This is a genomic window from Companilactobacillus jidongensis, from assembly GCF_003946575.1.
GTDB lineage: Bacteria > Bacillota > Bacilli > Lactobacillales > Lactobacillaceae > Companilactobacillus > Companilactobacillus jidongensis.
In genome coordinates this window covers 50,816-74,997 of the sequence record NZ_RHOP01000008.1, presented here as the reverse complement: position 1 = coordinate 74,997, position 24,182 = coordinate 50,816, and the positions used below count along the sequence as shown (strand labels likewise).

At 35.1% G+C, this 24,182-nt stretch carries 28 protein-coding genes; 6 read left to right on the top strand and 22 right to left on the bottom strand.

Annotation, left to right across the window (positions count from 1 at the left end; genetic code table 11):
* Positions 1 to 4: 4 nt before the first annotated feature.
* Positions 5 to 295, bottom strand: coding sequence for a helix-turn-helix transcriptional regulator (locus tag EKM68_RS06740; protein ID WP_125589107.1), 291 nt, complete (start codon positions 293 to 295; stop codon positions 5 to 7).
* Positions 288 to 668 carry a type II toxin-antitoxin system RelE/ParE family toxin gene (locus tag EKM68_RS06735; RefSeq protein WP_125589105.1) on the bottom strand — a complete coding sequence of 127 codons (381 nt, stop codon included), beginning with the start codon at positions 666 to 668 and terminating at the stop codon, positions 288 to 290. Before EKM68_RS06735 ends, EKM68_RS06740 begins: the two co-directional genes overlap by 8 nt.
* Positions 669 to 917: 249 nt before the next feature.
* On the opposite strand from EKM68_RS06735, the gene EKM68_RS06730 reads away from it, so the two are divergent.
* Genes EKM68_RS06730 through EKM68_RS06720 form a run of 3 tightly spaced genes read left to right on the top strand, consistent with a single transcriptional unit; the run spans position 918 to position 3,979 of the window.
* Positions 918 to 2,426, top strand: coding sequence for an AMP-binding protein (locus tag EKM68_RS06730; RefSeq protein WP_125589103.1), 1,509 nt, complete (start codon positions 918 to 920; stop codon positions 2,424 to 2,426).
* Positions 2,427 to 2,429: 3 nt separating this feature from the next.
* On the top strand, positions 2,430 to 3,248 hold the full coding sequence (locus EKM68_RS06725; protein WP_125589102.1) for an ABC transporter permease subunit: 819 nt from the start codon (positions 2,430 to 2,432) through the stop codon (positions 3,246 to 3,248).
* The gene (locus EKM68_RS06720) at positions 3,248 to 3,979 is read left to right on the top strand and encodes an ABC transporter ATP-binding protein (RefSeq protein WP_191987374.1); all 732 of its coding nucleotides are present in this window, start codon (positions 3,248 to 3,250) and stop codon (positions 3,977 to 3,979) included. Before EKM68_RS06725 ends, EKM68_RS06720 begins: the two co-directional genes overlap by 1 nt.
* 44 nt (positions 3,980 to 4,023) lie before the next feature.
* Here EKM68_RS06720 and EKM68_RS06715 read toward each other — a convergent pair whose 3' ends face one another.
* The 8 genes from EKM68_RS06715 to EKM68_RS06680 all read right to left on the bottom strand — a co-directional run bounded on the left by EKM68_RS06715 (position 4,024) and on the right by EKM68_RS06680 (position 10,144).
* Positions 4,024 to 4,542: a helix-turn-helix domain-containing protein gene (locus EKM68_RS06715; protein ID WP_125589100.1), complete on the bottom strand. Its 519-nt coding sequence runs from the start codon at positions 4,540 to 4,542 to the stop codon at positions 4,024 to 4,026.
* Positions 4,543 to 4,657: 115 nt separating this feature from the next.
* Positions 4,658 to 5,785 carry a zinc-ribbon domain-containing protein gene (locus EKM68_RS06710; RefSeq protein WP_125589098.1) on the bottom strand — a complete coding sequence of 376 codons (1,128 nt, stop codon included), beginning with the start codon at positions 5,783 to 5,785 and terminating at the stop codon, positions 4,658 to 4,660.
* A 9-nt stretch (positions 5,786 to 5,794) separates the two neighbouring features.
* On the bottom strand, positions 5,795 to 6,595 hold the full coding sequence (locus tag EKM68_RS06705; RefSeq protein WP_125589096.1) for an SGNH/GDSL hydrolase family protein: 801 nt from the start codon (positions 6,593 to 6,595) through the stop codon (positions 5,795 to 5,797).
* Complete coding sequence (locus tag EKM68_RS06700; protein WP_125589094.1) at positions 6,595 to 7,449, bottom strand: zinc ribbon domain-containing protein; 855 nt, start codon at positions 7,447 to 7,449, stop codon at positions 6,595 to 6,597. Before EKM68_RS06700 ends, EKM68_RS06705 begins: the two co-directional genes overlap by 1 nt.
* Before the next feature lie 184 nt (positions 7,450 to 7,633).
* Positions 7,634 to 8,479 carry a PTS system mannose/fructose/sorbose family transporter subunit IID gene (locus tag EKM68_RS06695; protein ID WP_125589092.1) on the bottom strand — a complete coding sequence of 282 codons (846 nt, stop codon included), beginning with the start codon at positions 8,477 to 8,479 and terminating at the stop codon, positions 7,634 to 7,636.
* Positions 8,479 to 9,225 carry a PTS mannose/fructose/sorbose/N-acetylgalactosamine transporter subunit IIC gene (locus tag EKM68_RS06690; RefSeq protein WP_125589091.1) on the bottom strand — a complete coding sequence of 249 codons (747 nt, stop codon included), beginning with the start codon at positions 9,223 to 9,225 and terminating at the stop codon, positions 8,479 to 8,481. Before EKM68_RS06690 ends, EKM68_RS06695 begins: the two co-directional genes overlap by 1 nt.
* Before the next feature lie 5 nt (positions 9,226 to 9,230).
* Positions 9,231 to 9,722 (bottom strand): PTS system mannose/fructose/N-acetylgalactosamine-transporter subunit IIB, encoded by a 492-nt coding sequence (locus tag EKM68_RS06685; protein ID WP_125589089.1) that lies wholly within the window; start codon positions 9,720 to 9,722, stop codon positions 9,231 to 9,233.
* Between the two features lie 2 nt (positions 9,723 to 9,724).
* Positions 9,725 to 10,144 (bottom strand): PTS sugar transporter subunit IIA, encoded by a 420-nt coding sequence (locus tag EKM68_RS06680; protein WP_125589087.1) that lies wholly within the window; start codon positions 10,142 to 10,144, stop codon positions 9,725 to 9,727.
* 268 nt (positions 10,145 to 10,412) lie between these two features.
* On the opposite strand from EKM68_RS06680, the gene EKM68_RS06675 reads away from it, so the two are divergent.
* The 3 genes from EKM68_RS06675 (at position 10,413) to dagF (EKM68_RS06665) (ending at position 15,240) form a co-directional block, all read left to right on the top strand.
* Positions 10,413 to 13,214: a sigma 54-interacting transcriptional regulator gene (locus EKM68_RS06675; RefSeq protein WP_125589085.1), complete on the top strand. Its 2,802-nt coding sequence runs from the start codon at positions 10,413 to 10,415 to the stop codon at positions 13,212 to 13,214.
* A 174-nt stretch (positions 13,215 to 13,388) separates the two neighbouring features.
* Positions 13,389 to 14,489 carry a DgaE family pyridoxal phosphate-dependent ammonia lyase gene (locus EKM68_RS06670; RefSeq protein WP_125589083.1) on the top strand — a complete coding sequence of 367 codons (1,101 nt, stop codon included), beginning with the start codon at positions 13,389 to 13,391 and terminating at the stop codon, positions 14,487 to 14,489.
* Positions 14,490 to 14,499: 10 nt separating this feature from the next.
* Positions 14,500 to 15,240 carry a 2-dehydro-3-deoxy-phosphogluconate aldolase gene (dagF, locus tag EKM68_RS06665; protein ID WP_125589081.1) on the top strand — a complete coding sequence of 247 codons (741 nt, stop codon included), beginning with the start codon at positions 14,500 to 14,502 and terminating at the stop codon, positions 15,238 to 15,240.
* Between the two features lie 42 nt (positions 15,241 to 15,282).
* On the opposite strand, the gene EKM68_RS06660 is transcribed toward dagF (EKM68_RS06665), so the two are convergent.
* The 12 genes from EKM68_RS06660 to kduD form a co-directional block, all read right to left on the bottom strand.
* Entirely contained in the window at positions 15,283 to 15,933 is a 651-nt protein-coding gene (locus tag EKM68_RS06660) for a histidine phosphatase family protein (protein WP_125589079.1), read from the bottom strand.
* Positions 15,934 to 15,984: 51 nt separating this feature from the next.
* The gene (locus tag EKM68_RS06655) at positions 15,985 to 16,638 is read right to left on the bottom strand and encodes a histidine phosphatase family protein (protein ID WP_125589077.1); all 654 of its coding nucleotides are present in this window, start codon (positions 16,636 to 16,638) and stop codon (positions 15,985 to 15,987) included.
* A gap of 103 nt (positions 16,639 to 16,741) precedes the next feature.
* Positions 16,742 to 17,482, bottom strand: a complete 741-nt coding sequence (gene dagF / locus EKM68_RS06650; RefSeq protein WP_125589075.1) for a 2-dehydro-3-deoxy-phosphogluconate aldolase — start codon at positions 17,480 to 17,482, stop codon at positions 16,742 to 16,744.
* 38 nt (positions 17,483 to 17,520) lie between these two features.
* On the bottom strand, positions 17,521 to 18,186 hold the full coding sequence (locus tag EKM68_RS06645) for a DUF4310 family protein (protein ID WP_125589073.1): 666 nt from the start codon (positions 18,184 to 18,186) through the stop codon (positions 17,521 to 17,523).
* A gap of 11 nt (positions 18,187 to 18,197) precedes the next feature.
* On the bottom strand, positions 18,198 to 18,977 hold the full coding sequence (locus tag EKM68_RS06640; RefSeq protein WP_125589071.1) for a DUF4311 domain-containing protein: 780 nt from the start codon (positions 18,975 to 18,977) through the stop codon (positions 18,198 to 18,200).
* Positions 18,978 to 18,979: 2 nt separating this feature from the next.
* Positions 18,980 to 19,348 carry a DUF4312 family protein gene (locus EKM68_RS06635; RefSeq protein WP_125589069.1) on the bottom strand — a complete coding sequence of 123 codons (369 nt, stop codon included), beginning with the start codon at positions 19,346 to 19,348 and terminating at the stop codon, positions 18,980 to 18,982.
* A gap of 18 nt (positions 19,349 to 19,366) precedes the next feature.
* Entirely contained in the window at positions 19,367 to 19,720 is a 354-nt protein-coding gene (locus EKM68_RS06630) for an SFCGS family glycine-rich protein (protein ID WP_125589067.1), read from the bottom strand.
* A 13-nt stretch (positions 19,721 to 19,733) separates the two neighbouring features.
* Positions 19,734 to 20,072 carry a hypothetical protein gene (locus tag EKM68_RS06625; RefSeq protein WP_125589065.1) on the bottom strand — a complete coding sequence of 113 codons (339 nt, stop codon included), beginning with the start codon at positions 20,070 to 20,072 and terminating at the stop codon, positions 19,734 to 19,736.
* Positions 20,073 to 20,081: 9 nt separating this feature from the next.
* Positions 20,082 to 21,182 (bottom strand): DgaE family pyridoxal phosphate-dependent ammonia lyase, encoded by a 1,101-nt coding sequence (locus tag EKM68_RS06620; protein WP_125589063.1) that lies wholly within the window; start codon positions 21,180 to 21,182, stop codon positions 20,082 to 20,084.
* On the bottom strand, positions 21,182 to 22,309 hold the full coding sequence (locus EKM68_RS06615; RefSeq protein ID WP_125589061.1) for an amidohydrolase/deacetylase family metallohydrolase: 1,128 nt from the start codon (positions 22,307 to 22,309) through the stop codon (positions 21,182 to 21,184). Before EKM68_RS06615 ends, EKM68_RS06620 begins: the two co-directional genes overlap by 1 nt.
* 89 nt (positions 22,310 to 22,398) lie before the next feature.
* Positions 22,399 to 23,103 carry a GntR family transcriptional regulator gene (locus tag EKM68_RS06610; RefSeq protein WP_125589059.1) on the bottom strand — a complete coding sequence of 235 codons (705 nt, stop codon included), beginning with the start codon at positions 23,101 to 23,103 and terminating at the stop codon, positions 22,399 to 22,401.
* A gap of 197 nt (positions 23,104 to 23,300) precedes the next feature.
* Positions 23,301 to 24,125: a 2-dehydro-3-deoxy-D-gluconate 5-dehydrogenase KduD gene (kduD, locus tag EKM68_RS06605; protein WP_125589057.1), complete on the bottom strand. Its 825-nt coding sequence runs from the start codon at positions 24,123 to 24,125 to the stop codon at positions 23,301 to 23,303.
* Positions 24,126 to 24,182: the final 57 nt, after the last annotated feature.

The following is a 24,182-nucleotide window of genomic DNA, read 5'->3' as shown; positions in this document are numbered from 1 at the left end:
TGTACTATTCAAATGATATTTTTAAGTTCTTACCAACCGCATCACCGATCTCATACAATGTTTTAAATGTTGGATTAGCATTACCATTTTCAATTCTAGCCACCGTCGATTGTGGCTTATTTATCTTTTTAGCGAATTGTTCCTGCGTTAATCCAAGTGATTCACGGAGTTCTGTGATAGCAACCGCATAACGCATTTTTTTCATTTCCTCATCCATCATTTTCTCTAGCTCCGGATCTTTTCTCTTTTCATTTTCAATATAATCTGTTGCACTTATATATCTAATTTTATTCATTTTGTAATCTGCTCCTATTCATTAATAATCTAGCGTGTCTTATTTCACGTTGTGGTGTCTTTTGAGTTTTCTTAGTAAAACCATGAGTTATAACGTATATATTTCCTTGTTTATGAAAATACAAACATCTTTGAATATTATTACCAACTTGGAAACGGTTTTCATAAATATCAGAATCTAGTTTCTTTACCCATTTTTGTTTTGAAGCAATTGGGATCCATTTTTGTTTTGAAGCAATTGGGATACCCATTTCAGAAATTGCTTCAATAACATCGTAAACTTTAAGCTTGTCTTTTTTAGGCAATTTATTTACAAAATCAAGTATTTCACTTTTACCATTTATTTCTAAAAATACAAATTCCACTTTATTCATCGCACATTATATCATATATGATATAATTTCACTCCTTCAAAGGTTTATTTCAAAAGCTACCTATAAAGGAAAATACGTAAATCCAGCTAAATAATTTTATATAAGTATTTTAATAAGAAAATCTTATTTAATGCTTAACGAAAACCAGTAGTTAGAATCACAGCATATTTGTAAACTAGGTTTATTCAATCAGAGAAAACAAACTTTAAAAAATATAAACCACGTATTCGAAAGGACTTGGTGACATATATGTCTAAATTAACTACTCAACTAAAACAACAATTAACTAATAATCCTACACGTCCAATAATGCAGGATGCTGAAAAACACTGGTATACCGGATCAGAATTAAATGAAGAACGTGAAACATGGTTACAATATTTCCAAAATCAAGGTATCGGCTATAACGATGTGGTTCTGGTCGCCTTAAATAATTCAGTAACATACTCACTAGTTACTCAAACTCTTTGGGAAATCGGCGCTATCGTCCACCCAATCAACCCTGCAGTTACTGAGATTCAATTAAGTGAGTTTGAGGAACAGTACAATTACTCCGCAATGATTCTCAATTCAGATATTGAAGAACCGGATACACTAGAAACCACATTTGAAAAACGCCCTAAACTAACTACCCTCCATGAAACAGAGGTCGAACTATATATTCGAAAAATCCATGAAGCACATCTTGCAAAGGAACCATTCGATAATCAATTTGCCGTCATCATGCACACTTCTGGAACCACTGGCAAACCAAAGCGTGTGGGTCTAACTCATGAACAATTATTCGCAAATGCCAACAATATCATTGATAGTGAAGATTTGACCGACTTCGACCGCACTATGATCGTAATGCCTTTATTCCATGTCAACGCAATGGTGATTTCCAATCTTGCTACCAGGCTCTCAGATGGTCAATTAATCTTTAGACCAAAGTTCAGTGCTCATTTATTCTGGAAGGAAGTTTTTGACGAACAACTAACTTGGGTTTCATTAACACCTGCCATCATAGAAATATTATTGCAGCGTGATGAACAACCTAAATCAAATAAATTGAGATTCTTAAGAACCGCATCTGCTCCACTACTACCAAGTACCCACGAAGAATTCAGATATCGATTTGATATTCCATTGATCGAAAGTTACGGAATGACTGAAGCCGCTAGTCAAATTGCTCAAAATCCGCTCAACGCACCCAAACAAAATAGCGTTGGTTTAACTTACGGAACAGACGTAAAAATTCTTGATGGTAATTTAAATGAGTTAGACGTTAACGAAGTCGGTGAAATTGCTGTTAAAGGAGAATCGGTAATCGATCACTATCTCGATCCACAGCCAGAGACCTTTTCCGACGGTTACTTATTAACCGGTGACCTAGGAAAAATCGACAGCGATGGTTACTTATTCATCGTGGGCCGTCGTAAAGAAATGATTATTCGTGGCGGTGAAAATGTTAATCCATTAGCCGTTGAAGATTGCTTGAAAGTTCTGACATTTATCAAAGAAATCGCCGTAATCGGTACACCAGATAAAATATTCGGTGAGGCAGTGACTGCAGTTATTATCACTAATGACAATCAAACGGACCACCGTTATCAACTAGCATTGCTAAAAAACTTAGCTAATAACCAACTAATGCCTGCCGAACGTCCGACTGAATATATCTTCGGTCAATCATTACCTAAGAACGCTACTGGCAAGGTTCAGCGTAATTTGTTAGCCAAAGAAATCGAAGAAAATCAGTACATCAAGGAGGCTTAGTTGATGCAAAAATCTATTGAAATTGATACGGCTAAACCTAAAATAAAACGATTTAGCATCCCTTATGAAAAAACACTGCCATTTTTAATTCCAATAATCTTGGTGCTAGTTTGGCAATTAGCTAGTTCGGTCGGATGGTTATCAAGTTCCGTCTTACCATCACCTCTAGCAGTTCTTCAAGATGGCATCAAATTAACAGCCAGTGGCGAATTACCAAAAAATCTAAGCATTAGTTTATATCGCGCAACCATTGGATTATTGATCGGTGGTGGCGTCGGATTCATCCTTGGGTTCATCAATGGGATGTCTAAGACATTTAGTCTCCTGTTCGATTCATCAATTCAAATGTTCAGAAACATCCCTCATTTGGCACTTATTCCCTTAATCATTCTTTGGTTAGGAATCAATGAGTCAGCAAAAATCTCACTAGTCGCCATCGGAACTATGTTTCCGGTGTACATCAACACTTATGCCGGAATTCGTTCCGTGGACAAAGATTTGATTGAAATGGGAAAATCATATGAACTATCTAGATTCGATATGTTCAAAAAAATCATTTTTCCTGCTGCTCTACCGCAAATCCTAGTCGGCGTTCGTTATGCGCTGGGCGTTATGTGGACAACCTTAATTGTTGCTGAAACAATTTCAGCCAGTTCGGGTATCGGATATATGGCAAACAACGCTGAAGATTTCGTTGATATGGAAACAGTCGTCTTATGTATCGTCGTTTATGCGATCCTCGGTAAAGTATCAGATCTCATTGCCAAAAGTTTTGAAAGTTTATTGCTGGAATGGCAAACAACTGGAAGGAGTAACGCTTAATGAATAATACAAATACAATGATAAAAGTAAATAATATCGGTAAAATTTATGGAAACCAAACTGCACTACAAGGAGTTAATCTAGACATTCACCAAGGTGAGTTCCTAGCTCTAGTCGGTATGAGTGGCGGTGGTAAAAGTACCCTGATGCGATTAATTGCCGGACTAGAAAAACCCACTAGTGGATCAGTTGATATTGCTACAGGAAATACTAAATCGTTGACTAGAATGATGTTTCAAGAGGATCGACTCTTACCTTGGATGACCGTCATTGAAAATTTGTCATTTAAATCTAAAAAGTCCGACGAAATCAATCATGCACAAGAACTATTAGACTTAGTAGAATTAAGTGAATACGCCGATCATTATCCTAATCAATTATCTGGTGGTCAAAAACAACGTGTCGCTCTGGCTCGTGCATTGATGACAGATCCTGAAATTCTATTATTAGACGAACCACTAGGCGCCTTAGATGCTCTGACTCGCCGTAAAATGCAGGATTTGATTATAGATATCTGTAAGAAACAGAATCTTACAACTATACTAGTTACCCATGATGTCGATGAAGCCGCACGAATGGCCGATCATATTGTCGTTATGAAAAATTCCACCAATTACTATGAAACCGATGGTCCGAAAGATATTCGTAATCCTGGACAAGTTGGCTTAGTAGCCGAACGTGTCCTAGATGCAATTATGGAAGAAGACACTCGTATTATGAAGACAGCATAAAAGGAGCCTGGCAAAATAAATGCCAAGCTCCTTTTTGTTAGTTTTTAACGATGATTGAATCCATCTAAAAATCCTGTTACTAAGTCATAAATATTCGGTATCATCGTTATTGTTATCCAAATAATTGCCAAAGGAACCGTCCATTTAGAAACTATCTTATCAATGTTCTTCCATTTAATACTCCAAATCAATCCAAAAAATGAAATAAAAATTGGTAATGTCAGCCAATTGTACATACTATCTTCCGATATATGTAATACCGTCGTTGAAAAAATATATAAGACAATCGCTAATGTGAATCCTATAATAACTGCAAACGCTGCTTTGTTCATTTTTGGTCCTTTTTCCAATTCGTTCATAAGATTCTCGTCTCCCTTTATTAATTCATCTAAAGAGATATCAAATAGTTCACTGATAGCAACAACATTCGCAAAACTTGGTAGCGAAGTTCCATTCTCCCATTTGGAAATTGACTGACGAGATATATGTAATTTTTCTGCCAATGTTTCTTGAGACATATTATTCTGTGTCCGGCGCTGTTGTATCTGTACTCCTATTTGCATTTTTCTCTCCTCGATTCATTTCCAGAATATATCGCGACTAGAATCTTGACTAGCACTTATTGGTTGCACGGATGGTGAATTGGAGTTGCACCGTTATAACGATACTTTTCTATTGTTAGTTCCACTTATACCAAGATGTATCGTATTTAGATGAATACAATTCTGTTCCATCAAAGCTATAAGATTCCGTGACTGAACCACCGCCACTTTGATTATATCTAATCTGAACATGATTCCCATTTCTATTAACAACTTCGTAAGTACCTGATTTGTCTCCTAACTCATAAGTACCATCTGAATATAAGGACAGATCTGGATCTCCAGTATAGTCTCCAACTAGTGCACCATCTGAATTACTTGAATCCGCTGAACTATCGGAATTATGGTCATTAGATTCGGCATCCGAATTACTACTATTAGTATTAGAATCTGCATTATCATCTGATTCACTAGTTTTTTTCATGACCGTCTTCTTGATTTTGGTTACATTCATAGTGATTTCACTATCATCATCACTGATTGAAATCGTTACTTGTTTAGACTTCGCTTGATCAGATTTATTACGACTCTTAACCGTAACGTCATAAAGTCCTGGAGTCATTTCAGATAACTTATATTCATCACCTTCTGATCTAGCGGCCACATTCTTATCGTCCACGGTAAAAGTAGGATTATCAATATTAGTTTCAATTGATAATTCTTGACTACGAACTTGTATCTTATATTTTTTAAAAATACCTAGTTGCTTACCAGTTTCTTTAACTACAAAGTTGCCATCAGAATGACTACTGTTGATTTGATCTCTGACCTTTTGAATGGCTGAGTTATCTTTGACATACAACCTCTTCAAAGCACCGATTTTTTTAGTTGAAAGTGTATTACCATCTTCATCGATCAGGGCCAATTTCATTTCCCCAGTCTTACCGCTAGTTACCTCATCTTGAAGATTTTGAATTTGACGATTCTTACCGTAATACCAGTTACCTAATAAATACCCACCTAGTAAAACAATAATAATTCCAACAATCCACCAGACAGCAACATTCTTTTTCTTCTTTGGTTGAGGAGCAGTTGTACTCTTCTCCTCGACCGGTTTTTGAACCTTCTCGACTGGTGCTTTCTTATTCTCGGTATTTTCATCTTCCGCAACAAATTTCTTAATGTTAAATCCACAATTGGGGCAAAATTCATCAGTTGGTTCAATTTTGTGACCGCAATTAGGACAATAATCTAGATTCCCCATAATATCCCCTTATTTCATTTCTTGATTTTTTACAGTTTCATACAACAATTTGGCAATTTTTTCGTGTCCCAATTGATTTGGGTGGAAATTGTCCTTCTGGATGTTATAGATTTGACTGTATCCCAAGTCATTCTTAGTAACACTAGGATTGTTCTTCCAAATAGTTGATAAATCTACTACTGGAACGCCATACTTAGCACCGATTCGTTTGATTTCTCGATCATAAATGGCATCATTAGAAACGTATTTACCGTCGCTCGGCGACCAAGTAGTCATCAATAGTATCTTGGCGTTAGTCTGTGACTTAACTTGGCTAACTAAACTATCCAGATTAGTAATAAAGTCTCCCAGATTCTTAGCATCTACTCCGTATGCTGAATCATTAGTTCCAAATTCAATCGTGACAATATCTGGATCAGCCACAATTACATTCTGAACATTTGGTAATCCAAAATTCGTCACCGTCTTACCTACTGACGAATTGTTATCTTCGATTACTTTTTTGCCTGTACCATTGCGCAAGTCTTCCGCAAATAAGCTGGTAAATCTAGTTTGTTCGGTATTAGAAAACAATCCAACTGATAGCGAATCACCTAAGGCATAGTAGGTCAGACTTTTTTTATTAGAACTTTTCAGGTTAGATAAAATTGCTTTTTTATTTATATTTTTAACCTTGGAGGTCTTTTGGTTTTGCTTAGTTTCAACCTTACTATCTGTATTTTTCGAACTACTCTTTTGTTGTGTACAAGCTGTGACTAATATTGTCAAAAGAACAATCAATACAGAAAAAAATATTTTTCGCTTCCTCATTAGCTTAATATCCCTTGTAGCATACCTGATCCGATACTCGAGTAGTTTGCTGCAACCGAACTATAAACGCCCTTTAATACTATGAACAATACGATTCCAACAATGATTTCTGCTAAAACAGCTACATAAATTTTGTCCATTTTTGATTTGCCATCTGAAATCAAAATTGAACCAATGAATGCTATTGACCATATCAATGATAGTAGTGATATGGCAAAAATGAATACGTAAATAAAGCCATAATGGCTTTCAATCATCGAAAAATCAGTTGGCAAGGTTATCCATAAAATAATAATACTAATAATATCCACTACTAACATGCCATTGCTGTAACTTCCCAATTGATTCAAGTAACCGGATAGACTGATATTATCACCAATTAAATACTTCTTTGATAGGAAGCCAACTAATGAAAAAATAACATTATAAATCAACACTATCATTAATAGTCGCAGATAGAGCGAAAGGCCAGTTGGAATAGCAGATATCGAACTTGAATCACGATTAAACGTGTTCATCAATTCGTTAGCCTGTTCCACAAATGCGACCAATATTTTGTTTCCCAAAATATGAAAAATATATGCAACTAAAATTGAATTTAGCAAGAGCGTTACCAGGCCAAAGTATTTGTTACCATTTTTTACTATTGATGGATTCTTTAGAGACTTAGTAAACCATTCAAAATAGTTTAATGAATGCTTTTTGAATACTTGAATCCGTTCGCTTGCCTGTGGCGAACCATTAGTATTTGCTGATGGCTTTGCAGCATCATCCCCAGATAGCTGCATACCACATTTCGTACAAAACTTGACTCCCGTTTTGTTCTCTGCCCCACAGTTTGGACATTTGATCATAATAATCCCCTCCTATAGCTATGTTTTTAGTATAACAAATATTAAGTTATATCTATTGTCTATAGAAAATAATTGTGATATTTGTGGCAGCGGTGCATTGAATAAAAAAATACATAATAAAAAGAACATATCATATATGATATGTTCTTTAAAACGCAATATCTAGGGGAAAATATTACTTCTTTTACAAAATTCCAAAGAATGATCCGACCAGACTAATAACAATAATACTACCTATTATTATTCCATAACGCGGACCTTTCTTTTCCATAAACCAATAAATAGAGAAAACAGCAAGTAACGGTAAAACTCCTTTAAACATACTATCTAATATTGTTTGTAAAACAATTGTTGAACCACCAGATACATGTAATTTTAATGGTGTTGATACAGTAACATAACTGGCAGACAATGCACCCATCATCATCATACCCAAAACATTGGCACCATATATAACCTGTTTGATCATACCATTTTGCAATAACGACGTAATAGAAGCTTTACCTAACCTGTAACTACGTTTAATAAGTAAGTAACTAATATACATCGTCACAATCGTATAAATAACTAATGGTCCTACTCCACCTAGTGCACTTCCTTGTTTTGCCATTGGAATAAAAATTGAAATAATAATTGGCATTAAAGCTGCCCATATAACTGAATCACCAATACCAGCAAGTGGACCCATTAAACCGGTTTTGATTGAAGTAATGGCTGAATCGGAAATTTCTGCACCATTTGCTTTTTCTTCTTCCATCGCAAGCGCAATACCTTGAATTGACGCACCAATGGTACCCTCAGTATTGAAAAATACCAGATGACGTTTCAAAGCATCTTTTTGCGCATCTTCATCATGTGTATATAATTTTTTTATAGCTGGAATCATTGATGCACAGAAAATCAGACTCTGAAGTCTTTCATAGGAATTAGACTCTTCACAACCTAATTGATAGATCCAAAATGCTTTATTAACTTCTTTTTTGGATAATTTGTTAGTCTTTACTTCTGGTTTAGTTTCTGTATTTTCCATTATGCTTCCTCCTTCAACGCATTATTACGAACTAAGAAAGCAATACATGTACCAATGACAGCTATTGCCATAATATCTGCCTTAAAGTACATAACGGCAATAAATCCAATTAAGAAATAAGGTAATAATGTTTTCTTACCAATAACTGATATAGTTAATGCAAATCCAAGTGCAGGAAGAATGGCTCCCATTACTTCGAAGCCATGCATCAACCATTGTGGAATTATACTAATTAAGCTTTGAACGGCACCTTGACCAAAATAATTTGCGGCAAAAACTACTGGGAAACGAATAATTAATCCCATAATTGCTGGATAAAGAAATGCCGCTAAATAAATACCACGATAATTTAACTTTTCTGCGTCATTGTCAGCCATATGTACCCATGTAGCATTAATAGTACGACGCAATTGATCTAGAAATACTCCTAAAACTCCAAATGGAACTGCTAGTGCAACGGCGGCTTGTGCACTAAGTCCAACAACAACCGCAATTGGAATAGCTATTGTTCCAGCTAAGGCAGGATCATTAGGTACATTACCACCTGGTGTGGATGTAACTCCTAAGAACATCAGCTGTACACCTGCACCAATTGTCATTGCATCAGCCATTTTACCTGTTAGAAGTCCAACAACTAAGGCAACGCTCAATGGTTGTTTTAGCATTCCTGAAAATGTATATCCAAAACGAAGATTAGCAAACCAAAAATATAACCCCATTGCAATAGATAATCCTACAGCATGCATTGTATTCACTCCTTTCCATATTTTGAAATAATTTTGTCTAATTTTTGTGGCGTATCTTCAGGAATTGTTTGAAAATAAACTGAAATTCCGTCGTCAGATAAATTTTGTAAAATATCTACATCAGCTTGATCAAGTGTGATATTTTGGAACACAACCTTACGATTTGGACCACCACCAAGACCTCCAACTTGAACTTCACCTTTATATAATCCAGCATCCACAAGTTCTTTGAGTTTCTTTAAATCTGGCAAAATCAACAAAATTTTACCTTTATCCAGGTCTCCAGATTCTTTTGCTTTTTTCATTGATTCAATTCCTAAGCAATCTACCTTAACTTCTGGTGGTGCAGCCATTAAATAAACACTACGCATAAATTCATCTTGTTCTAGTTCTTCGCTTACAACAATAATTCTATTAGCATTTGATTGATTAACCCATTTTGTAACTACTTGTCCATGAATTAAACGACTATCAACTCGACATAATACGACTTCCATAATTATGATTCCTCCTTATTTTTAACCGATACTGGTATTTTCAAAATTTTCTGGCTTTGATTTCCTGCATCTAAAATTTTGTTTACTAATTCATCAGAAATATTTTCATCTTGATGCATTATTGCCTCAATAAGCATCAGCGAATTAACGCCTGATATTATTTTCCAAGGATATTTTCTTGTTAATCTCAATGCCACATTACTAGTGGTACCGCCAGGAATATCAGTAAGTACCAATGTATTTTCATCAACTGGATTAGATTCTTCCTGTATTCTTTCTATGTACTGCTCTAAAGTCATAGAAGGCTCCAACGCTATATCAAATACATTTTCTGTTTTTCCAACCAACATGCCCATACTACTGATAAGTGAGTTGCCCCATCCACCATGTGTGAGTAAAATGATTTTGTTTTTTTCTCTCAAATTTATCCCTCCCATCTGCTCACATTACTAAAAGCAATCTATATGCCAACTTCTCAAAATGCCTATTTCAGTGAACTTAAGATGATTTACTAATACACTTAGAGCGGTTTAAAAAACACTTATGTAAAAATAAAATACACTCATAAATCAATATTTTGCCAAATCAAACAGTATAATAATATAATTTTTAAGGAGCTAGTTATCCCAACAAGCTAAGTCCATAATAAGAATTAATCGTATTCTTTTATATTAATAAGGAGGTGTTTTTTTGAAACGTAATGAAATAATTTATGATGCTCTCCAAAAATATTGGGCTCCAAAAACCAAAGAGATAGTTTTAAAAGAACAGGGAAGTAGTGCCGCTGATTTGGAAAAATCAACGGGTATTTCTAGATCCAACAGCAGTTTAGAACTCAATCGGCTTGTAAAAGATGGTTTGGTTGTGAAGATCAAAAAGTATCCAGTAAAATTCATTCCCGTAACTGTACTTAAACAAAATGAAATTAATATTCCTGATAAATTCATAACAAATGATTTGAATAAAAAAATAGAATCAAGTATATTGCCACAAACTACTGGAGATCCTTTTAACCAAATAATTGGAAGCCAACAAAGTTTAAGAACAGCAGTGAAACAAGCTAAAGCCGCAATAATGTACCCTCCGACAGGACTTGATATGCTTTTACTAGGACCCACAGGATCCGGTAAAACATTTTTTGCAAACGTTATTTATGAATATTCTAAATTCCGAAATCAGATTTCAGATACTGCCCCATTTATTACTTTTAATTGCGCGGATTATTATAATAATTCTCAACTACTACTATCGCAGCTATTTGGGTATGTTCGCGGTGCTTACACCGGAGCTGATAAAGATAAAGCTGGGTTAGTTGAAAAAGCCAGTGGTGGTGTACTACTTTTGGATGAAGTTCATAGACTTCCTCCAGAAGGTCAGGAAATGCTGTTCACATTTATGGATACAGGTACTTTTTCAAGATTGGGTGAAACAGGGAAACGTCGACAGGCAAACGTACTAATCGTCGCCGCAACTAATGAAGATCCCAAATCGAACTTACTTGAGACTTTTCTTAGAAGAATTCCAACAATTATAAAAATCCCTTCTCTTAGTGAGAAAGGATTACGTGAACAAATTCAAATAATCAATTACCTTTTCAGAAATGAATCTAGTCGTATAAGAAGAGATCTTGATGTCAGCGTAGATGTAATTGAAACATTACTTTTTAGTGATAACTACGGTAATATCGGTCAATTGAAATCTCAAATACAATTAATTTGTGCTAGAGCATTTCTAAATAGTATTGATGAAGATGGTGATGTTCTGGTTAATCGCTCCACATTACCGGAGGAACTTCAAAAGAACAAATTACGCCAAACTGAAAAGGGACTGATCACACAGGTGACTTCACTGGTACCATTACATTCAATCTATTCATATGATTCACGAAGAACTTCTTTACCAATTGAGAAAAACATATATCAAGATATGACTAAACAAGTTGAACAATTGAAATCACAAGGCATGGATAACAAAGATATACAAAATTCTATTATGCATGAGCTACGTCAACACATTAATGAATTTTTGAAAGAACCCGCCGAGACGATAAAATTACAAAACTTTATAAGTCCCCGAGTACTGAATCTAACTAAAAAATTATATAGAATTGCTGAAGATAATTTAAATGAGAAGTTTGATGAAAGATTTATATATTATATTGGTATGCATATAGATACATACTTAAGTAACAGAAATCGTGAAACACATGTATTAATGAAAAACGAAGTTGATAGAATTCAAAAAGATTACAAAAATGAATACATTGTTGCCAAACTATTTAGTAAGGAAATATATCAAGAGGAAGACTTGATTCTTCCAAATATTGAAGTAATATATTTAACTTTATTACTTTCATCATTAGAAAAAATGCATACCGGATCAAACAATAAGGTCGGTATACTTGTAATTGCTCATGGGAATAGTACCGCTAGTTCAATGGTTGAAGTTGCTAGTGAATTATTCGGAGCAAACAACATTGCGTCATTAGATATGTCTTTAAATACCTCTCCCACAGATATTATTGATAGAATGGTTGAAAAAATAAACTTGCTGAATCAAGGATGTGGCGTTTTATTACTTGTTGATATGGGATCATTAGTACATCTTCAAGAACAAATTGAAAAGAAAACAAGTATACCTATAAAAATAATTCCATTTGTAACAACACTAATTGTCTTGGATACAGTCAGAAAAACTAACTATTTAGATATGGATTTGACTGGATTACATAATTCTATTAAAAATGATTTTGTTGAAACTGTAACATCTTCCCTAAGGCAGAGCGATTCAAACCTACCAAAAGCTATCTTATCTATTTGTATGACTGGAAGTGGCACCGCGGAAAGATTAAAAACAATTATAGTAAACATAGTTAATGAGACTACCTCTGAACCAGTGGTAGTTAAAACAATATCTGCATTAAAACTATCTGAAGAAATACCCAAAATAAAAGATAAATTTGACATAATTGCTACAGTTGGCACTAGAAAGACTAATCTTAAGGTTCCACATATTACTCTTGAATCACTTATTGGCGGAAATGGCGAAGAAATATTAAGATCCACAATTGGAAATAAAGAAATAACAAGAAAAAATACAAAACATGGCCATGAAAGTATTGTTATTTCTGATATTTGTATTGATATTTTAAAAACAAGCTTAATTTACTTAAATCCATATTTAATGACTAAAACATTGATTGCTTGGATGAATAATTTAAGTTCTGATATGAACGTTAAATTTTCTAATAGTATGATAGTCAAATGTGTAGTTCATACATGTTTTGTTTTTGAAAGAGCCTTGACCAAAGAATCAATAAAATATCCAAATACCCCTTCTGAACAAATAGAGAATATTTATCAATTAGTCAAAAAAACTTTATCTCCATATGAAGGTCAACTAAAAATACAAATTCCGAAAGATGAATTATATTTCATTTCGGAAATAGTATCTGAAGAAAGTTCAAATAAAAAATTAAAAATATTCAAATAAAGTGTTTTAAACTGTTTGGGAAGTGTTTTAAAATAACAAATACTGTTTCACATAATAAAAAAGGAAGTCCTTCAAATAAGGACTTCCTTTTTTTGGCATTGTTATTGCTTATAGGAAATTGAACAACCATTTATAAATTATTTTGTAATTGGTTAAGTTGGGAGGAAAAAATGAATGAATGATTTTTATAAAGATTACAGTTTGAAACATGTAATAAATGCAAGTGGGAAGATGACAATTCTAGGCGTATCTAAAGTACCCTCTATAGCAATAGAGGCACAAAGATTTGGAGATACACATTTCTTTGAAATGTCTGAATTAGTTAACAGAACTGGTGAACAAATCTCAAAATGGTTAGGCTCTCAAGGAGCTGTTGTCGTAAATTCAGCATCTGCCGCAATTGCACAATCAGTTGCCGGAATTATCGGACAAGGCAGTATGCATCATGTATACCACCCATTCGATGAACGTTATACAAATCGTGAAATCATTATTCCAAAAGGTCAAAACGTTGATTATGGAACTCCTGAAGAAGTAATGATTGAACTTGGTGGCGGTAAGGTTGTTGAAGCTGGTTATGCCAATATGTGTAGTAAAGAACACATTGAGATGATGATCACTGACAAGACAGCCGCAATCTTCTATGTAAAGAGTCACCATGCAGTTCAAAAGAGCATGTTAAGTGTTAAAGATGCAGTTGAAGTTGCACACAAACATAACTTACCATTGATTCTTGATGCAGCGGCTGAAGAAGATCTTAAGAAGTACGTTGAAATGGATATAGATGTTGTTATATTTAGTGGTGCAAAGGCACTTGAAGGCCCCGCTTCTGGTCTCTTATTTGGAAAACAGCCTTATATAGATTGGATAAAGCTGCAATCCAGGGGTATCGGTAGGTCAATGAAAATTGGCAAAGAAAATATTCTTGGTTTAACTACAGCTCTAAAAGAATATCTAGAAAACGGTACTGAATCCGGAAAATCTATGATAAATAGATTAACTCCATTTATTGAATCCTTAAACAAAGTACCACATATTAGTGCTAAACAAGTTCAAGATGCGGCGGGGCGCGAAATATATCGTGCTGAAATCACAATCCAACCCGATAGTTCCAAAAATGCCAAGACAGTGTTAAAAGAACTGAAGAATGGAAAAATTGCAATATATACTCGTGAATACAGATCTAATGAAGGAATATTTGAATTAGATATTCGTGCGGTAGACAGTGAAGAAATGAATATAATTACAAACAAATTAAAAGAAATTTTAAATTAGGAGATACTTGATGAATAAAACGCCAAATTATTATAAAAATCGTGTCGCACTAAATGTTTTAGCGGGATCAGTTCAAAATGCCAAAGATTGTTACGAAGCCGCAGATCATCATATCGTATTGGGTGTTCTCACGAAGAACTATGATACTGACGAAGCAGCTATTAGAGATATGAAACTATATCAAACAGAAATTGATAATGCTATTTCTGTTGGATTAGGTGCTGGAGACCCTAACCAGAGCCAAATGGTAAGCAGAGTATCACAGATAATCCAACCACAACATGTTAACCAAGTCTTCACAGGGGTCGGCACGAGTCGGGCGCTTCTGGGACAAAATGAAACGGTCGTTAACGGATTGATCTCTCCAACAGGAAAACCAGGTATTGTTAATATTGCTACTGGTCCGTTAAGCAGTGGTCAATCGGCCGCTGAGGTTCCTATCGAAACAGCCATCGCCATGTTAAAAGATATGGGTGGCAGTTCAATCAAGTTCTTCCCAATGAAGGGATTGGCACACATTGAAGAATTCAAAATAATTGCTAAAGCTTGTGCAGACAATGATTTCAATTTGGAACCTACAGGTGGCATTGATCTAGATAATTTTGAAAAAATACTAAGTATTGCATTAGATGCAGGTGTTAAGAAAATTATCCCTCACGTATACAGCTCAATTATTGATAAAGAAACAGGTCTTACACGTCCTGAGGATATTAAAAAATTACAGTCAATTATAAAAAAGTTAGTTGACTAGCAAAAATACACTTCATCCTTGTTTGTTGAATGAAGTGTATTTTTATTCTGGTAACAAATTAAATTTTTCAAGTCTGAAATCATCATCAGTCAAATCGGTTATTGTTATACTTCCATTGTCTGGAAAAGCTCCGCGGGAATCAAAGTTTTCACCAAAGTACTTCAAAATAAGTGTCTCCAGAAATGCTCCATGCGAAACAACTAGAATCGTCGAATCAGATTTGTTGTCATTAAGTAATTGTTTCAAAACAGCATCAATACGAACTGCCACATCTTCAACGTTCTCTGCCAATCCAGTAGGATCAGACTCTTTCAAAAGTCCTCTGACCATAATGGCACTAAAAGCATCATCGGATTCATTTTTAATTAATTGACCGTACTTCTTGCTCATTAGATCCAAAACATCTGAACCTTTATCGCCTTCAAAGGATCCAAAACACATCTCTCGCAAGTTTTTAATAGTGGATACGTCAGCATTACTAGTTAAATTTTCACGCTTAATAATATTTGCAGTATCAACCGCACGTTTCAAATCAGAACTATAAATAGCATCAAAATGAATATTCTTGAGATATTCTCCTGTTCTTTTTAACACTGATACACCCTCAGCCGTTAAAGGTGTGTCAGACCAACCTTGCATTTTATTTAGCATGTTAAACATTGTTAAGCCGTGCCTTACAAAGTATACTTTCATGTTTTACCTCTCACATTAGAAATCATTACTTCTTATTATATGCTATGATTTCTAATTTTTAGGTAAGATGTTGAAATCGGTCACTTTAAATCCATTATTATTCAATGTAGTTTTTGTAATGCTACCGTTATCAGGAAATGCATCTGAAGGTTCAATATTAATATCTGTAAAATTCATCATCAGTGTTTTGATAAATGTGCCATGTGTGACCACCAAAATTCTAGAATCAACGGCATTTTCATCCAACAATTGTTCAAATCCTCGTTTAATTCTATTTTCTATTTCTTCGGCACTTTCGGCAAAATTTAATGGATCAGCCTTTTTCATAGCATCCCTGACGAAACTCATGGAGTATTTCTTAGCTAAATCATTTTGATTGGTAACCCCATATGGTTCACCAATCGTTTTCCAAGTATCTGTATTTTTCAATCCTTCAAATGACCCGAAAAATATTTCACGAAAGTTTTTACTAGTTTTCAAGTTTAAATCACTAGCATCATTTTCTTTTTTTATTATTTCAGCAGTATCCATAGCTCTCTTTAAATCTGAACTATATAGCGCATCAAAGTGTACCTTGCTTAAATAACTACCAGTTTTCTTTAAATCTTCAATTCCAGTATCAGTCAATGGTGAATCGGACCAACCTTGCATTTTACTCATTAAGTTAAAAATCGTTTGTCCATGTCTTACAAAATATACTTCCATACTTTCCTCCCACGGGACTAATAATCTTCTTAATTATCGCATAACCACAACAAGCCCAGTATCTGTTTTAACAAATACCGAGCTTGTTTTTTAGGATTTATTATTAATCTAATACTTTTTTGATAATTTCAAACAACGTCTTAACATCCTCTGGACGTGTATGACCTGTTTCTTTATCAATAATTGAGCTGTATACGTGAGGAATAATCTTCTTAACACCTGCATCTACAGCAACTTGAAGAATTTCTTCAAAGTTATCAAGATCCAAACCGCCAGTTGGTTCTAGATAGAAATCATTGTCCGCACAAGCCTTAGCAACTACTTTGAATTCTTCAATGTGTGCCAATCCCTTCATTGGGAAGAACTTGATTGAACTGCCACCCATATCCTTCAACATGGCAATAGCTGTTTCGATAGGAACTTCAGCAGCTGGTTGATCACTGCTCAATGGACCAGTAGCAACATTTACAATACCTGGTTTGCCTGTTGGTGATACCAATCCATTAATGAATGTATCTGATTGACCTAATAGAGCTCTACTTGTACCAACACCTGTGAATACTTGATTAATATGTTGTGGTTGTAGTTCAGCAGATATTCTACTTACCATTTGGCTTTGTTTAGGATCTCCAGCACCTAAGCCAACAGAAAGTGCGTTATCAGTTTCTGCTTGATATAACTTCATATCCTTAATAGCTGCTTCATCAGTATCATAGTTCTTTGATAGAACACCTAGTACGATATGATGATCTGCGGCTTCATAACAATCCTTGGCATTTTGAACTGATCCTGCCAAAACGTTTAGTGCAACACGATCTTTATAAAAGTTAGGTACATTTGACATAAGTAAGACTCCTTCACGTAGTTAATTATTAATTTTTGTTATTTAAGTGATACTGGGAAGAATGCTCCGAAGATCATTGCTCCTAAAATGGCTCCACCAGCGATAGGTTTCTTCCAAAGGTAGAAAATAACTGCTCCGATAACAGAACCAATACCGATAGGAATTGATGCACTAGTAGCGCTAAGAATAATTAGTGGTCCAAGGAAACGACCTGATGAATTACCAGCACCCATCATAACGTCAGCACCGAATGTAGCATTTGATTGATTAATAGTATACTTACGAACCAAGGTAATAATTCCACCGATTATCAATCCTAGAACTAAACCTGTGGTAATTGATAACCAAAAGTTAGTTATTGGTGCCTTCCAACCAATACTCAAGAGAATAGCAGGAATACCAATACCAACACCGGTTAAAATAGAACCACCTAAATCCAAGATACCAACTAATGATCCTTCAAGAATACGAGCAAATAAGAAACTTGCACCAAAGGCTGCAGCGGCTCCATAAGAACCACCATCCATACCAGCCTTTAGCATGGCAACAATAGCAACTTCATTAAATGCTCCAACGTTATATACAAAGTACATGTGAGTACCAGCAAAAACACCAGCAGCCATTATTCCAACCATAATTGGGAATGACCATTCAGAATACCAAAAGCTCTTTTTATCTATTTCCATTGTCTTTTCTTCATCCATGATGTCCCCTCCTATTTAATGTTGAACACACTGTGCATATTATTTATGAAGCTTGGTACTTGTAGCTTGAAACTTTCAATCATTTGAATATCGAACCCTCTAAAGAATCCACTCAAGATGAATAGTGCAATGACGGCACCCATCATAACTCTAGTAATACGTGTCCAACCTAGTTCATCGACACCTTTACCAATTAGAATACCAAGAACAACACCAGGAACGGCATTACCCATGATCATAGCTGAAAGACCACCGAAAATTGTTGCCCATAATCCTGAACGTTTACCTGCATCGATAGCAGCTAGCCAGAAGATAATAGGCATAACTATATTGATAAGTAAGTCAGCGGCTGGAACAAGAACCTTAACAGCTGTAACTTGAAGTGACTTAGGAATAGCAGAAGCTGTTGTATTTAGGAATGAAACTACAATAATACCAATAATAGCTCCAGCAATTGCCATCTTCTTAGGGTCATGTACTGTTTTTTCTACTCTTTTATCTTTTAATAATAGAACTGATGCAGCCCAGTTAGGAATAACACGGTGTGTAACATCTTGTGTAAAAGCACCGGCACCAACTGTTGAAGCCCATGCATTGAAGAAGAATCCTAATCCGAATGAAAAATGTGATGCTGGATCTCCTTCGCAGGCATTCATCTCACCAAGAGTTCTAAATGCTCCCAGTGCTTGAACAGTAGGTGCATTGAACATTCTGGCAGCACCCATTCCAGCTGCGAATCCAACCAATCCACCGATCAAAATTGATTTCAGTAAAATGATGAGTATTGTCATATCTAACTCCCCTTACTACTTCTCAACGTACTCAGTTTTGGCAACCTGACACCATTGGGATCTTTTATTTGTTTTTCCGTAAAGTCTATTTCTGACAAATCCATATATTTAATTTCAACACTGATACTCATTGAAACGTTATAAATAGTTCTCTTTCTAGGTAGAAAAACAAAAAGGAAGTGTTCTTTGTATTCTTTACATTCTGCCTCATCAATTTCTATTGAAACTGGTGTAATCTGCACTGTGATTTCGTTTTTCTTTCTAACGATTTTAGATATCTTGGATAACCCGTCAGCGACTGCTTCTTGTTTAGTTTGGCCTGTTCCAGATACTTGGATTTCTTCGTTAGCTATCTTTTGAGAGTTCTCCATTGTTATCAACCTCAATCCCTATGAATGAACACGGTTATATGTTTCAACCAACTTAGTACCTAATTCTTCCTTGTCCATGAAACCAAATCCTAAAGCTTGAATCCCGTCCTCAATAGCTGTAATTCCTTCTTGAACTGAACGCATACTGTGGCGTTCTGTGTATCCATATTTGTTCTTTGCAGTGATTGCTCCAGCACCACCACTACCGCAGAATGAGATACCAAAATCTGCTTCATGCTTCTTCATTTCATCACCAAGACGCATATCTGCACCCATACCAGGCACAACATAAACTTCTCCGCCTGCAGCTTCGACACCTTTAGCAACTTTTTGACCTTTACCCATTCTATCTGCAATAACTACTTTAACCATAATTACGTCCTCCTTATTTGCGTGCTACTTCAAAATGTACTGCTAAAATATACTTTTCTTGATCTTTTAAATTTCCAATTTTATCAATAACTTTGCCAGCTAACTCAACACTATCTTCTGGTAATCCATCAAATACCGAAACATCTACATCATCTAATTGTCTATTGTCTTCTGATCTTTCAACCATTTCAGCAACATGATTAGTTAGAACTTCAGCTTGTGTTTCATCAGGAAATGAATTTATAGTTTGCATCTGACTTAGTGTGTATTCAAGTATTTCTCTAACTTTTTTGGGATCAACGCTGTCTTTAATCATTTTCTCGGCAGCTGCGTTTAATTCGATAGTATTCATAGATGCCACCTACTTCATTATTTGTTTGATCTTATCAACGATCATTGTCATTTCTGATTCATGTACTGCACGAACGTCAAATTCGATAATTCCCATGTTTGCACGATATTCTCTTGTGTAAACCGCTGGACTATCCTTCTTTAATTCTTCGATCAACTTAAGCGCATCGATTGGTGCTTCATTATTAACTGTGACACTTGCACGATAAATATCACGACCAGCAGCATCCTGTACAATTTTTGCATCGATTCCTTTGATCTCATTCAATTCTTTAACGAATGGTGTCAATCTTTCTTTCATTGAATCACCAGTCTCAGGACCGAATTCCAAGTAATCTTCAATTGCCTTTGTAAGACCCAGGATGTTATCCTTACCGATCTTCATTGATCTACCAATACCTTTAGATTGTAATCTGATCCAATCGAAGTATGGTTTCTTACCTAGAGTCAAGCAAGATGATGGACCTGAGAATGCTTTGGCACCACTATAGATAACAATGTCTGCACCCATATCAACGTATTTTCTAAGATCCTCTTCTGCGGCTGCATCAAGAATCAATGGAAGATTGTGTTTGTGTGCGACTTCAAGTGCATCTTTGACACTCAACATACTCTTTTGAACTGCATGGTGACTCTTTACGTACAAAATTGCGGCTGTCTTATCAGTGATCATCATTTCAATATGTTCTTTACTGCACATATTAGCGTAACCAGCTTCGACAACTTTACCGCCACCAAGTTCGATCATTACTTCTTCAGGTGTGCCATAGTCAACATTTTGACCCTTCGGAATGATGATCTCACGATTTGTATAACGCTCATCGAAGGGGTGATATACATGATGCATACTGCCTTGTCCAATAACTGCTGCAACTGATTGAGCAATTGCAGCTGATGCTGATGCAAGAACCACTCCATCTTCAGCTCCAATGACCTTTGCTAGATGTTGACCAGTTTTTAGAACCAAGTCACTCATTTCAAAGAAATGTTGTCCACCAAATTTTTGTGCTTCTAGAACATCATCTGAAACCTTCGAAACACCTAAGATCGTCATTTTCCCACTGGCATTAACTACTTGTTTCAAACCATATTTTTCGTAAACATTTTCCATTAGAATTCCTCCAACTTAGTTTCATACACATTTCCTGCAACAACAGCATAATGTGGAACTACTACTTTATTTGTGGTTTCTGTATTGCCATTTGAGTCTGTTAATTCCTTTTCTTTATCTTCAATACTGAAGATTGTTAGGTCTCCATCAAAGCCCTTCTTCAATGAACCTTTGTTTTCAAGATGGAAATTATCAGCTGGATTAGTTGTGATCATCGGAATAATTTCTTCCATTGTATATCCAAGATGAAGCATCTTATCCAAGCATGTAGCCAAGTTATAAACCGGGCCATTCTCTCTATTTCTGTGGTACAAGTCACTACTGATTGACTTAGGTGTCAATCCAATGCTCTTAGCAACTCTAGCAACTTCAAAGTTGAAACTGTCTGTACCGTGACCTACGTCAAAAATAATTCCTCTATTATATGAATCAATTGCAAATTGTTTGATTTCATGTAAGTCCAAATTCATAATTCCGTTTGGCTTACCGTTGTAACAGTGAGTAATGATATCCTCTGGATCTAGCAGATCCATAATGTCGCTTAATTCTGGAGGATTTGTTCCAATATGAACCATCAATGGAATATTATTGTTAAGCTTTTGGATTTCCTTAGCACGTTCCAAAGGATGAATCCCACTTCCAGCAACAACTGATTTGCTCATTCTGGCTTTGATACCAACTACAAATCCTTGATACTCATCGATCATGTTCTTAACTAAATCGTTTTGAATACGATCCATATGTCCTAATTCATCTTGAGCAATAATTCCTGTTTTGGAAATATTGCACATTGCATAAACATTAGTTCTTACTTTTTTTGTTAATTCATAAAAATCAGGTAAATTGTCAGCTCCGGTTGAACCTGCATCAACAACTGTAGTAACACCAGCATCGACACCGTCCAAATCAGGCTTATCATAATATAGCGTTAGTTTCTCATAACAGTGAACGTGATCATCGATCCATCCAGAGCTTAGATAATATTTAGATTCCAAATCCAAAACTTTTTTTGCACTAACATCGCCGTCAATATGTGATTGAATATCAATAATTTTTCCTTGATCAATTAATACATCAACGGGACTTCCAGAAATTGTCTTACCATTCTTTACATATAAGTCGATCATTTCAAGTCCCCCTTATTTATTACAAATAGATAATAACATTATAACGTTATATTGTAAACGCTTTCTAAAAAATAATATTCTTAGCCTACTTAAATTTCGTATTTAATTTTATAAGGAAATTTATTGGTAAGATAAATAGCCTCGGCATATTCAACCAAGTTATCAACTTGATCGTATGATTTTCTTATTCTTTTAATACCCACTTTATCATCGGTATCAAACATTTTTTGTTGATGCTCACTGAGAAGACATCCATAAAAATCATCGTCAAACCTATTAACCATTTCACCCATTTCTTTGATTACTTGATATAAAGAAACATTGTCTAGATCTTTTCTACTTTCCTCATCAAGTTTAAAGGGTAAATAATGTTTAAAAACAATAAATGGTTGCTTATTCAATTCGTAAACTTTAGTTACTTCAGTAATACAACCAGTTAAATGATTTAATTCAAAGGTCGCTGGACTGTCTTTAGCAGGTATCTCTCTAATAGATACAATTTTCTTTTTAACATCGTTTCCATTATTCTCCAAAATACTACTAAATGATTCGGCTTTAGATAAACGGTTGAATAATCTATTACTGATCACAGTGGTCCCCTTACCACTTTGCTTAGTAACGTACCCTTCACTTACAAGCATCTTAATAGCATTTCTGACTGTTATTTTGCTAACATCATAAATCTTTTCCAATTCTATTTCTGTTGGTAAGAAATCTCCGACAGCATATGTACTGTTCAAAATTTTCTTTTTTAAATCTTCTGCAACGCTCTGATATAATATTTTTCTTTCCATAATTACTTTCCCCTTATGCGTTTATATGCATAAAAATGTATACGCATTCACTATTATTTTTATACACCATTTTAAGGAATTTAGCAATCTTAAAAATTATAATGTTATAACATTATATGAAATATATAATGTACAAAAAAAGAATCGACCAATCTGGTTCGATTCCCAATATATGATTTTTAAAATATCGAAAAATATTATCGTACCAAGTATCCACCATCTACAGCTAATATATGCCCATTAACATAATCAGATGCTTTGCTTGCAAGAAATACTGCAGCACCCATCAATTCTGATGGTTCAGCCCAATGCCCTGCTGGTATTCTATCAAGAATTTCTTGGTTTCGCTTTTTATCAGCACGAATTGGAGCTGTATTAGCAGTTTTTATATACCCTGGTGCAATCGCGTTAACTTGAATATTATATGCTCCTAATTCACTTGCAAATGACTTAGTTAATCCCGCAACACCATGCTTAGCCGCAGTATATGATGGAATAAATTTGCCACCTTGAAATGACAGCATAGATCCAATATTAATTATTTTACCTGACCTTTGCTTTGCCATAATCTTGGCTGCTGCCATTGATAAATGATAAACCGCATTAAGGTTAATATTAATTACATCGTCCCAATCCTTATCCTTGGATTCGAGAATGGAATTACGTCGAATCATTCCAGCATTATTTACTAGAATATCAATATGACCAAATGACTCAAGTGTCTTACTAATAACTTGGTCTGCAATTCCTTCTTCAGTTAAATCACATGCCATGAATTCTACTCTACGTGCCCTTTTCTCAATCATTTGACGTGTAGAATCCCACTCACGTTTGCTATGTGCGGCTATAAATATATCTGCACCAGCTTCTGCCAAAGCAATTGCATATCCTTGGCCCAACCCGGTATTTCCTCCGGTTACAATGGCCACTTTTCCGGTCAAATCAAAGAAATTCATCTTAAATTGATCTAGCGCTTTTTCATTTTTCATAATTTCATCTTTTGATTGTTCCAAAATTACTATCCCCCGTTTATATAACTTTAGAATTTAAAAGAGATGTTCCCAATAAAGAAACATCCC

What these genes read in the sequence shown, in the direction of transcription:
- EKM68_RS06670 (WP_125589083.1), top strand. Translation starts at nt 13,389, where the DNA reads ATGAATGATTTTTATAAAGATTACAGTTTGAAACATGTAATAAATGCA.
- EKM68_RS06640 (WP_125589071.1), bottom strand. Translation starts at nt 18,977, where the DNA reads ATGACAATACTCATCATTTTACTGAAATCAATTTTGATCGGTGGATTG.
- EKM68_RS06655 (WP_125589077.1), bottom strand. Translation starts at nt 16,638, where the DNA reads ATGGAAGTATATTTTGTAAGACATGGACAAACGATTTTTAACTTAATG.
- EKM68_RS06685 (WP_125589089.1), bottom strand. Translation starts at nt 9,722, where the DNA reads ATGGAAGTCGTATTATGTCGAGTTGATAGTCGTTTAATTCATGGACAA.
- EKM68_RS06630 (WP_125589067.1), bottom strand. Translation starts at nt 19,720, where the DNA reads ATGGTTAAAGTAGTTATTGCAGATAGAATGGGTAAAGGTCAAAAAGTT.
- EKM68_RS06700 (WP_125589094.1), bottom strand. Translation starts at nt 7,449, where the DNA reads ATGATCAAATGTCCAAACTGTGGGGCAGAGAACAAAACGGGAGTCAAG.
- dagF (WP_125589075.1), bottom strand. Translation starts at nt 17,482, where the DNA reads ATGTCAAATGTACCTAACTTTTATAAAGATCGTGTTGCACTAAACGTT.
- EKM68_RS06635 (WP_125589069.1), bottom strand. Translation starts at nt 19,348, where the DNA reads ATGGAGAACTCTCAAAAGATAGCTAACGAAGAAATCCAAGTATCTGGA.
- EKM68_RS06705 (WP_125589096.1), bottom strand. Translation starts at nt 6,595, where the DNA reads ATGAGGAAGCGAAAAATATTTTTTTCTGTATTGATTGTTCTTTTGACA.
- EKM68_RS06620 (WP_125589063.1), bottom strand. Translation starts at nt 21,182, where the DNA reads ATGGAAAATGTTTACGAAAAATATGGTTTGAAACAAGTAGTTAATGCC.
- EKM68_RS06610 (WP_125589059.1), bottom strand. Translation starts at nt 23,103, where the DNA reads ATGGAAAGAAAAATATTATATCAGAGCGTTGCAGAAGATTTAAAAAAG.
- EKM68_RS06645 (WP_125589073.1), bottom strand. Translation starts at nt 18,186, where the DNA reads ATGGATGAAGAAAAGACAATGGAAATAGATAAAAAGAGCTTTTGGTAT.
- EKM68_RS06730 (WP_125589103.1), top strand. Translation starts at nt 918, where the DNA reads ATGTCTAAATTAACTACTCAACTAAAACAACAATTAACTAATAATCCT.
- EKM68_RS06720 (WP_191987374.1), top strand. Translation starts at nt 3,248, where the DNA reads ATGAATAATACAAATACAATGATAAAAGTAAATAATATCGGTAAAATT.
- EKM68_RS06710 (WP_125589098.1), bottom strand. Translation starts at nt 5,785, where the DNA reads ATGGGGAATCTAGATTATTGTCCTAATTGCGGTCACAAAATTGAACCA.
- EKM68_RS06725 (WP_125589102.1), top strand. Translation starts at nt 2,430, where the DNA reads ATGCAAAAATCTATTGAAATTGATACGGCTAAACCTAAAATAAAACGA.
- EKM68_RS06660 (WP_125589079.1), bottom strand. Translation starts at nt 15,933, where the DNA reads ATGAAAGTATACTTTGTAAGGCACGGCTTAACAATGTTTAACATGCTA.
- EKM68_RS06625 (WP_125589065.1), bottom strand. Translation starts at nt 20,072, where the DNA reads ATGAATACTATCGAATTAAACGCAGCTGCCGAGAAAATGATTAAAGAC.
- EKM68_RS06715 (WP_125589100.1), bottom strand. Translation starts at nt 4,542, where the DNA reads ATGCAAATAGGAGTACAGATACAACAGCGCCGGACACAGAATAATATG.
- EKM68_RS06735 (WP_125589105.1), bottom strand. Translation starts at nt 668, where the DNA reads ATGAATAAAGTGGAATTTGTATTTTTAGAAATAAATGGTAAAAGTGAA.
- EKM68_RS06740 (WP_125589107.1), bottom strand. Translation starts at nt 295, where the DNA reads ATGAATAAAATTAGATATATAAGTGCAACAGATTATATTGAAAATGAA.
- dagF (WP_125589081.1), top strand. Translation starts at nt 14,500, where the DNA reads ATGAATAAAACGCCAAATTATTATAAAAATCGTGTCGCACTAAATGTT.
- EKM68_RS06615 (WP_125589061.1), bottom strand. Translation starts at nt 22,309, where the DNA reads ATGATCGACTTATATGTAAAGAATGGTAAGACAATTTCTGGAAGTCCC.
- EKM68_RS06690 (WP_125589091.1), bottom strand. Translation starts at nt 9,225, where the DNA reads ATGCATGCTGTAGGATTATCTATTGCAATGGGGTTATATTTTTGGTTT.
- EKM68_RS06695 (WP_125589092.1), bottom strand. Translation starts at nt 8,479, where the DNA reads ATGGAAAATACAGAAACTAAACCAGAAGTAAAGACTAACAAATTATCC.